Origin of the sequence: Cellulosimicrobium sp. SH8, assembly GCF_025818875.1 — a bacterium.
GTDB classification, from domain to species: domain Bacteria; phylum Actinomycetota; class Actinomycetes; order Actinomycetales; family Cellulomonadaceae; genus Cellulosimicrobium; species Cellulosimicrobium cellulans_D.
Genome location: NZ_JAMXMH010000014.1, coordinates 135,915 through 143,647 on the forward strand (window position 1 = coordinate 135,915; position 7,733 = coordinate 143,647).

Sequence of the window (7,733 nt, forward strand, 5' to 3'; positions counted from 1 at the left end):
CTGTCCGCAAGAACCTGACGCGGCCGGTCGGGCCGCCGGTCACCACGCGTCAGACGCGCACGTACTCCAGGTCGGTGATGACGCGGCCCGCCGTCTCGCCCTTGCGCTCGAACCCCGTCAGCACGCGCCCCTCGAAGCGCGGCGCCACCCCGCGCGGGCCGTGGACGTTGCGCAGCCCCGGCGCGGCGTCGAGCACGTCGAGCATCTGGTCGGCGTACTCGGACCAGTCTGTGGCGAGCCGCAGAGTGCCGCCCGGCCGGGCGTCGTCTCCCTCTCCCGGAGCACGCAGCACCCGCTCGGCGAGCGCCGCGAACGACGGCGTCACCAGGCGCCGCTTGTGGTGGCGGGACTTGTGCCACGGGTCGGGGAAGAAGACCCACAGCTCGTCGACGCTCCCCGCGGGCAGCGTCGTGGCCAGCAGCTCGGCCGCGTTCGCCTGGACCAGGCGCACGTTCGTCAGGTCGCGCTGGGACGCGCGCAGCACGGTCTGCGCAAGACCCGGGGCGTACACCTCGACGGCGAGGAAGTCGGTGCCCGGCTCGCGCTCGGCCGCCGCCACCACGGCCTCGCCCTGGCCCGAGCCGATCTCGACGACGAGGCGCGCGTCGCGCCCGAACGTGCCCGCGACGTCCAGCACGAACTCCGGGTCGACCGACGTCCGCGCGACGTCGCGCGGCACGTCGACGACGTAGCGGTCCCGGTGGGCGTCCCACGCGCGCTGCTGGCGCGGCGCGAGGCGCCCGCTGCGCCGCACGAACGACACCGGCTGCGTCCGGTAGCGCGGGCGGTCGTCGAGGGTGTCGGGGGTCGGGTCGGGCATCGCACCAGGGTACGGGCGCCCCGCGCGAGGTCCTACCGCGCGGGGCGCCCGGAGGCGCCCGTCAGACGTACGCCGCGTACGCCGGCAGGTCGAGGACGCCGTTGCCCGACAGGCCGAACACGATCACCTCGGGCTCGGTCGCGGCGCGCGCGTGCGCGATCGCGGCCGCGACGGCGTGCGTCGACTCGGGCGCCGGGATGATGCCCTCGCTGCGCGCGAAGAGCGTGCCCGCGACGAACGCCTCGTCCTGCTCGACGGCGACCGCGTCCATGAGCCCGAGGTTCACCGCGTGCGACACCATCGGCGACATGCCGTGGTATCGCAGGCCGCCCGCGTGGATCGCGGGCGGGACGAAGTCCTTGCCGAGCGTGTGCATCTTGAGCAGCGGCGTGAGGCCCGCGACGTCGCCGAAGTCGTAGCGGTACTCCCCCTGGGTCAGCGACGGGCACGCGGCCGGCTCGCACGCGACGAGCCGCGTCGTCGTGCCCTCGCGCAGGTTGCGCCCCAGGAACGGGAACGTCAGGCCCGCGAGGTTCGACCCGCCGCCCGCGCACCCGAACACCACGTCGGGCGCCCCCTCGCCCGCCTCGTCGAGCTGGACGAGGGCCTCCTGGCCGATGACGCTCTGGTGCAGCATGACGTGGTTGAGCACGCTGCCCAGCGCGTAGTGCGCCGCGGGGTCCTTCGCCGCGGTCTCCACGGCCTCGCTGATCGCCATGCCGAGCGAGCCGGTCGTCCCCGGGTCGGCGGCGAGCATCGCGCGCCCGGCCTCCGTGAGGTCCGACGGCGACGGGTGGCAGATCCCGCCGTAGACCTCCATCTGCGCGCGGCGGTACGGCTTCGAGTCGAACGACGCGCGCACCTGCCACACCTCGACGTCGAGCCCGAGCAGCGCGCCCGCGAACGACAGCGACGCCCCCCACTGGCCCGCACCGGTCTCGGTCGTGAGCTTCGTCGTGCCCTCGAGCGCGTTGTAGTACGCCTGCGCGACCGCGGTGTTCGGCTTGTGCGACCCGACCGGGCTCACGCCCTCGTACTTGTAGTAGATGCGGGCCGGGGTGCCCAGGGCCCGCTCGAGGCGTCGCGCGCGCACGAGCGGCGACGGCCGCCACAGGGCGTAGATCTCGCGGATCGTCTGCGGGATCTCGACGTAGCGCTCCGTCGTCACCTCCTGCTGGACGAGCGCGAGCGGGAACAGCGGCGCGAGGTCGTCGGGCGTGAGCGGCTCGCGCGTGCCCGGGTGCAGGTGCGGCGGCACGGGCTCGGGCAGGTCCGCGGCGAGGTTGTACCAGTGCGTCGGGACGGTCGAGGGCACCTCGGCGCCGGTCGGCTCGAGGGACCGGACGGGGACGGGAGACTGCTGTGTCGTCATTCTGGGGGCTCCAGCTCAGGGGTACTCGAAGGGGTACTCGGGAGGTAGAGGCCGCTGGGCCGACGACGCGTGCACCGGGGTCCGCCGAGGCCGCCCACGTCGTCGGGGCACGGCCGGATGAGGTCACCGGCCGTCAGGCGGCCGGCCACCAGGGGGTCACGGACGGGTGCGTCACGACGCCGACCCTACCCCGACGCGCACGGTCGGGACACCGGCAGGGACCACCGGCACCGGCCGAGGGACGATCGGCTCTCGCGCGCGCGAGGGCTCGGGAGCTGGGATGGGACCAGGACGCCGGACGACGGCAGTGCCGGCGCGGACGGAAGGAGCCGTCATGGTCAGCAACCACGTTCCCGGCCGGTTCGAGGGCCGCACCGCGATCGTCACCGGCGCGGGCGCCGGCATCGGGCGCGCGACGGTCGAGCGGCTGCTCGCGGAGGGCGCGCGCGTCGTCGCGACGGACGTCCGGGAGGACCGCCTGGAGAAGCTCGTCGCGGACGTCGGGTCCGACGCCCTCGTGACGGTCGCGGGCGACGTCAGCGCGCAGACCACGGTCGACGCGGTGGTCGCCGCCGCGGGCGGCCGGGTGGACGCGCTCGCCAACGTCGCGGGCATCATGGACGGCTTCCTGCCGAGCGCCGAGGTCGACGACTCGACCTGGGACCTCGTCATGACCGTCAACGTCACGGCCGTCATGCGCCTCACGCGCGCGGTGCTGCCCCTCATGCTCGACGCCGGCAAGGGGTCGATCGTCAACGTCGGGTCCGAGGCGGGGTCGCGCGCCTCGGCCTCGGGCACCGCGTACGCGACGTCGAAGCACGCGATCGTCGGCTTCACGAAGAGCACGGCGTTCTTCTACACCCCGCAGGGCGTGCGGGCGAACGTCGTCGCGCCGGGCGCCGTCGCGACGAGCATCGAGGCACCCTTCCGCTCGCAGTACGCCGGCGAGCGGCTCGGGCCGATCATGGCGACGACGGTCCCGCCCGCCGCGAGCGCCGACGAGCTCGCCGCGGCGATCACGTGGCTGCTCTCGGACGACTCGGCCAACGTCTCCGGCGCCGTCCTGCACAGCGACGGCGGGTGGGCCGCCGTCTGACCCGGACGGCTCCCGCGCCGAGGACGGAGAAGTGGCCCCCGAGCGCGAGCGCTCGGGGGCCACGTCTCACCTCTCGGCGCGGCGTGTCACCAGGTCGCCCCGGTCAGCCGCGCGGCGCACGGGTCAGCCGCACGCCAGCGCGTCGAACGCGACGTCGCCCGCGAACGCGCGGCCGTCGCCGGTCGCGGCCACGTGCGCGCTGCCCGCCGAGACCTGCGCCGAGCGGACCGCGAACGCCTGGTACGCCGACGCGCCCGGCTGCACGCCCGTCACGGTGCGCTCGCCGTACGGCGTGCTCAGCGTGACGTCGACCGGCACGGTGTCGGCGTTCAGGGCCCGGACCGCGACGTACGCCGTGCCCGCCATGCACTGGCTGCGCGCCGTCGTCGCGACGACGAGCCCGTCCTCGCCGGGCGCCGTCGTGAACGTGCTCACCGGCGAGACGGAGGTGCCGCCGCCCGCGCTCGTCGCCGTGACGGTCCACGCGTGGAGGGCGCCGGGCTCGAGCCCGTCCCACGTGACCGTGGCGACCTCGCCCGACGGCACGGTCACGCGGCCGATCTCCTGCGCCGGGGCGTAGAGCGACACGGAGTCCGTCACGAGGCTCGTCACGCGCGAGGTGAGGTCCACGGGGACCGTGAAGTCGTCCTCGCGGCCGTCGTAGCGCAGCTCGTCGTCGTACTCGGTGGCCCCGAAGTTCGCGAGCCACGGCGAGTACGTGTCGACGATCATCTCCGAGCGGTCGACGTCGAACTGCAGCAGGCGCAGGAAGCTCGCGCCGAGGCGCAGGCCCTGGTCGGGCGCGTACCCGCCGATCTCGGTGAGCCCCGCCTCCTCGGCGGTGACCTCGTAGAACTGGTAGTCGGCGAGCAGCTCGACGACGCCGCTGCCCGGCGTGCCGACGTCCTGGCGCACGTTGATGCCGACGCCGTGACGGTGTCCCGCGAGGACGAGGAACACGTTCGGGTTGGGCTCGACGACCTTGGCGTGCACGAGGCGGCCGTCGGGCGTCGAGATCTCGGAGTCGCGCCCGTCGGGGTTCGTGCTGGGCACGAGGTAGTCGTGCGTGAGGACGACGGCGTTGCGGTCGGGGAACTGCTTGAGCACGCCGTCCGCCCAGGCCGCCTCCTCGTCCGTCACGCCGTACGACAGGTACACCGCGACGAAGTCGAGCCCGCCCGCGCTGAACAGGTCGTAGTGGTTCTGGTTGTCGCCGTCGCGCCAGGGCCCGCCGTAGGAGGCGTCCTCCCAGCCCGCGGACAGGGCCTCGTACCGCTCGGGCCCGTAGAACTCGTTGAACAGCGCCCCGGGCCCGTTGTCCTGGCCCGTGAGGTTGTCGTGGTTGCCGGCGAGGACGCCGTTGGGGATGTTCGCGTCGTCGAGGATCTTCTGCGCGGACGACGAGAACTCGTACTCGCCGCGGACCTGGGCCGCCATCGCGTCGTCGGCCGGGAGGCGCGTGTAGTTCTCGTTCACGTCGCCCGTGTGGCCGACGTACGCGATGCCCCGCTCCTCGGCGTTGTCCACGACCCACTGCGTGAGGTCCGTGTAGGCCTTCGCCCACACGGCACGCTCCTCGGCCGTCTCCTGCTCGACCGCGCCCTCGGACAGGTACTGCGTGTCGGTGAAGTGCACGAGCGAGAAGTCGTAGTCCTCGCGCGACGCGAAGTCGGTCTCGTCGCGCGATCCGCCCGCCGCGATGTCGTCGGCGAACGGGTCCGTGCCCGTCACGAGCACGTGCACCGTCCCGTCGACGGCGGCGCCGCCGCGGAGCACGGCGCTCAGGGCTGTCGTGCCCTCGGCGGCACCGCGCGCGGACGCGAGCGGCTCCCACCGCTCCCCGTCCCACACGTGCAGCGTCGCGAGGCGCTGCGGGTCGACGACGCCCTCCCAGCGCGCGACCTGCCCGGCCGTGTCGCCGTCGGCGGGCAGCTCGAAGCGCTGGTAGGTGACGTCGCGGCTCTGCGGGGAGTCGAGCGTCAGGTCGTCGCCGGGTGCGAGCGCGTCCGCGGCGGCAGGCTGCTCGCCCGCGACGGGCAGCGTGGTCGGGATCTCGGCCGACTCGCCCTGCGCGACGAGCGCGGGGGCGGTGACGTCGGCGCGGGAGAACGTCGCGGTGACGTCGCCGCCGCCGGGCGCCGTCACGCGCGCCGACAGGTCGACGCTCCCGGTCACGTCGCGGGTGCCGTGCGCCGGGGCCAGGTCGGTCGGGACGTCGGGCACGCCGAGGCTCGTGAACGCGATCTCGTGGGTGCTCGCGTTGCCGAGCACGTCCGTCGCCGCGACGACGAGCGTGTGCTCGCCCGGGGCGAGGCCGGGGCCGACGGGCGCGCCGAGCGGGAGCGGCTCGCCGTCGAGCGTGACGTCGGGGCCGGACAGGACGCCCGAGGCGTCCTCGAGCTCGACGGCGAGGCTCGTCGCCGTGGCGAGCTCGGCACCCGCGGCGGGCGTGCTCGAGACGACCGCGGGACCGGTGTTGTCGGTCGTGACGGTCCGGCGCGCGACCGCGCCGGCGGCCGTCGCCGACGTGATCGTGTGCTGGCCGTCGGCGAGCGTCGTCGTGTCGACGTCGGCGCGCAGGCCGGTCGCGGGCGCGTCGGCGTCCCGCACGACGTCGAAGACGAGGTCGACCTCGCGCGGCTTCGTCGTGCTCGTGCCGCAGTCGCCGTCGCCCAACGAGTAGGACGGCGCGATGCCCACGCCCGTCGCCGTGCCGTCGGTCACGTCGAGACCGATGCCGGAGATCGCGAAGTCGTCGCGGTTGTCCCCGCACGACGTCGGGTAGGTGCCGGTCACGAAGCGGACGGTGTTGCGCCCGGGCAGGAGGAACGCGTTCGGGACGTCGATCCGCACCGTCTCGCTCACGTAGTCGCGGTCGACCAGGTCGATGCGCTGTCCGTTGACGAGCAGGTGGTTGGTGTAGCGGGCCTCGATCGAGTTGGAGCCCACGGTGAAGACGAACCGGGACGAGCCGGCGCCGAGCGTCGCGACGGTGGTCAGCGGGTCGCCGTCCAGCTCGATGTCCACGGGCGCGTCGCCACCGGCCGGCGGCGTCGCGAGGAGGCTCTGCGGCCCGTGCAGCAGCGCGCCGTCGGCGGGGACGACGACGGGGGCGCCCGGAGCGCCGTTGTTCACGGTGACCGCGCTCGACGCGGACGCGCCGGAGGCGGTCGTCGCGGTGAGCGTGTGGGCGCCGTTGTCCAGCGTCGTCGTGTCGAGGTCCGCGGCGAGGCCCGTCGTGGCCGCCGGGTCCTGCGCGAGGTCGAACGTGAGGTCCGCCGAGAGCACCCGCGAGGTGTTGGTCCCGCACGACCCGTCGCCGAACGCGTAGGAGAAGCTGTTGGCCGACCCGTCGGCGGCCTCTCCCAGGAGCTCGAGCGACACGTCCGTGAGGTCGTAGTCGTCGTAGTTCGACCCGCAGGAGGTCGTGACCGCGCCGACGACGAACCGCACCGTGTTCTCGCCCTGCGCGAGCCACTGCGCCGGCACGTCGAGGGCGACGCGCTCGGACACCATGTCGCGGTCGAGCTCGAGGCGCTCGCCGTTGACCAGCACGTAGCTGCCGTAGCGCCTCTCGATCGAGTTGCTGCCGACGTCGAACAGCAGGCGCGCCGTCGCGGGGGTCGCCGCGGCGTCGAGCGCCGTGCCGTCCACCGCGAGCGCGGTGACGGGGTCGCCCGCACGCACCGGGTCGGCCGCGACACGGACGGTGCCGTCGAGGAAGGTGCCGGACGTCGGGCTCAGCACCGGCCGCGTCTCCGCGGCGGTCCCGGCGGTGCTGCCGGCAGCGGTCCGGGCGGCGCCGGTGACCGGGTCCGTCGCAGCGGCGGCGCCGGGCGCGAGCAGGCCGGCGACGAGCGCGGTCCCGAGCACCCCGGCGACCGCGCCGCGGCGCCGCACCCTGGCGGCGGTCCGTCTCTCGGTCCGTCTCGAAGTCCTGTGCGTGGGCACGGACGTGTCCATCGTGGTTCCCTTCCGTGGCGAGCTGGTCGACGGGCGACGTTGCCGAACGGCGACGGCGCCCGGACCGGACCCTTCCCGGCGCGGGTGAACACGAGGTCGGCGCGGAGCGAACTCCGGCGAAACGGACGGCGACGGTTGCTGCGGGCGACCAGCAGGAACGACGAAGGCCGTCCACCCGGGAGGGTGGACGGCCTGGTCAGGAAGGGTGCGCCATCAGGGACTCGAACCCCGAACCCGCTGATTAAGAGTCAGCTGCTCTGCCAATTGAGCTAATGGCGCGCGAGAGGGAACACTACCAGCGGCCGCGGGTCGTCCTGCACGAGGAGTTCCGCTCCCGCCGCCCCGGTCCCTCGACCGGCACGGCACGGGCCGCCCGCGTACGGACGGCCCGATCGGTGGTGGTGCGCCATCAGGGACTCGAACCCCGAACCCGCTGATTAAGAGTCAGCTGCTCTGCCAATTGAGCTAATGGCGCGCGAGAG

The 7,733-nt window shown here is 74.2% G+C and carries 4 protein-coding genes and 2 tRNA genes; 1 reads left to right on the forward strand and 5 read right to left on the reverse strand.

All coding sequences use genetic code 11. The features are described from left to right. Positions 1 to 49: 49 nt before the first annotated feature. Together trmB and NF338_RS19185 are read right to left on the reverse strand one after the other, a co-directional pair. Positions 50 to 820, reverse strand: a complete 771-nt coding sequence (gene trmB / locus NF338_RS19180) for a tRNA (guanosine(46)-N7)-methyltransferase TrmB (RefSeq protein ID WP_264032226.1) — start codon at positions 818 to 820, stop codon at positions 50 to 52. A 61-nt stretch (positions 821 to 881) separates the two neighbouring features. Continuing rightward, entirely contained in the window at positions 882 to 2,192 is a 1,311-nt protein-coding gene (locus NF338_RS19185; RefSeq protein WP_264032227.1) for a TrpB-like pyridoxal phosphate-dependent enzyme, read from the reverse strand. Positions 2,193 to 2,526: 334 nt separating this feature from the next. Here NF338_RS19185 and NF338_RS19190 point away from each other — a divergent pair, with 334 nt between their 5' ends. Beyond that, positions 2,527 to 3,288, forward strand: coding sequence for an SDR family NAD(P)-dependent oxidoreductase (locus tag NF338_RS19190; protein WP_264032228.1), 762 nt, complete (start codon positions 2,527 to 2,529; stop codon positions 3,286 to 3,288). Positions 3,289 to 3,411: 123 nt separating this feature from the next. On the opposite strand, the gene NF338_RS19195 is transcribed toward NF338_RS19190, so the two are convergent. From NF338_RS19195 to NF338_RS19205, 3 genes are all read right to left on the reverse strand, one after another. Further along, positions 3,412 to 7,188 carry a metallophosphoesterase gene (locus NF338_RS19195; RefSeq protein ID WP_264032229.1) on the reverse strand — a complete coding sequence of 1,259 codons (3,777 nt, stop codon included), beginning with the start codon at positions 7,186 to 7,188 and terminating at the stop codon, positions 3,412 to 3,414. Between the two features lie 269 nt (positions 7,189 to 7,457). Then, positions 7,458 to 7,530, reverse strand: a tRNA-Lys gene (locus tag NF338_RS19200). A gap of 120 nt (positions 7,531 to 7,650) precedes the next feature. Further along, a tRNA-Lys gene (locus tag NF338_RS19205) sits at positions 7,651 to 7,726 on the reverse strand. Positions 7,727 to 7,733 lie beyond the last annotated feature (7 nt).

Coding starts and splice junctions, on each gene's coding strand:
- trmB (WP_264032226.1), bottom strand. CDS start 820: ATGCCCGACCCGACCCCCGACACCCTCGACGACCGCCCGCGCTACCGG.
- NF338_RS19185 (WP_264032227.1), bottom strand. CDS start 2,192: ATGACGACACAGCAGTCTCCCGTCCCCGTCCGGTCCCTCGAGCCGACC.
- NF338_RS19190 (WP_264032228.1), top strand. CDS start 2,527: ATGGTCAGCAACCACGTTCCCGGCCGGTTCGAGGGCCGCACCGCGATC.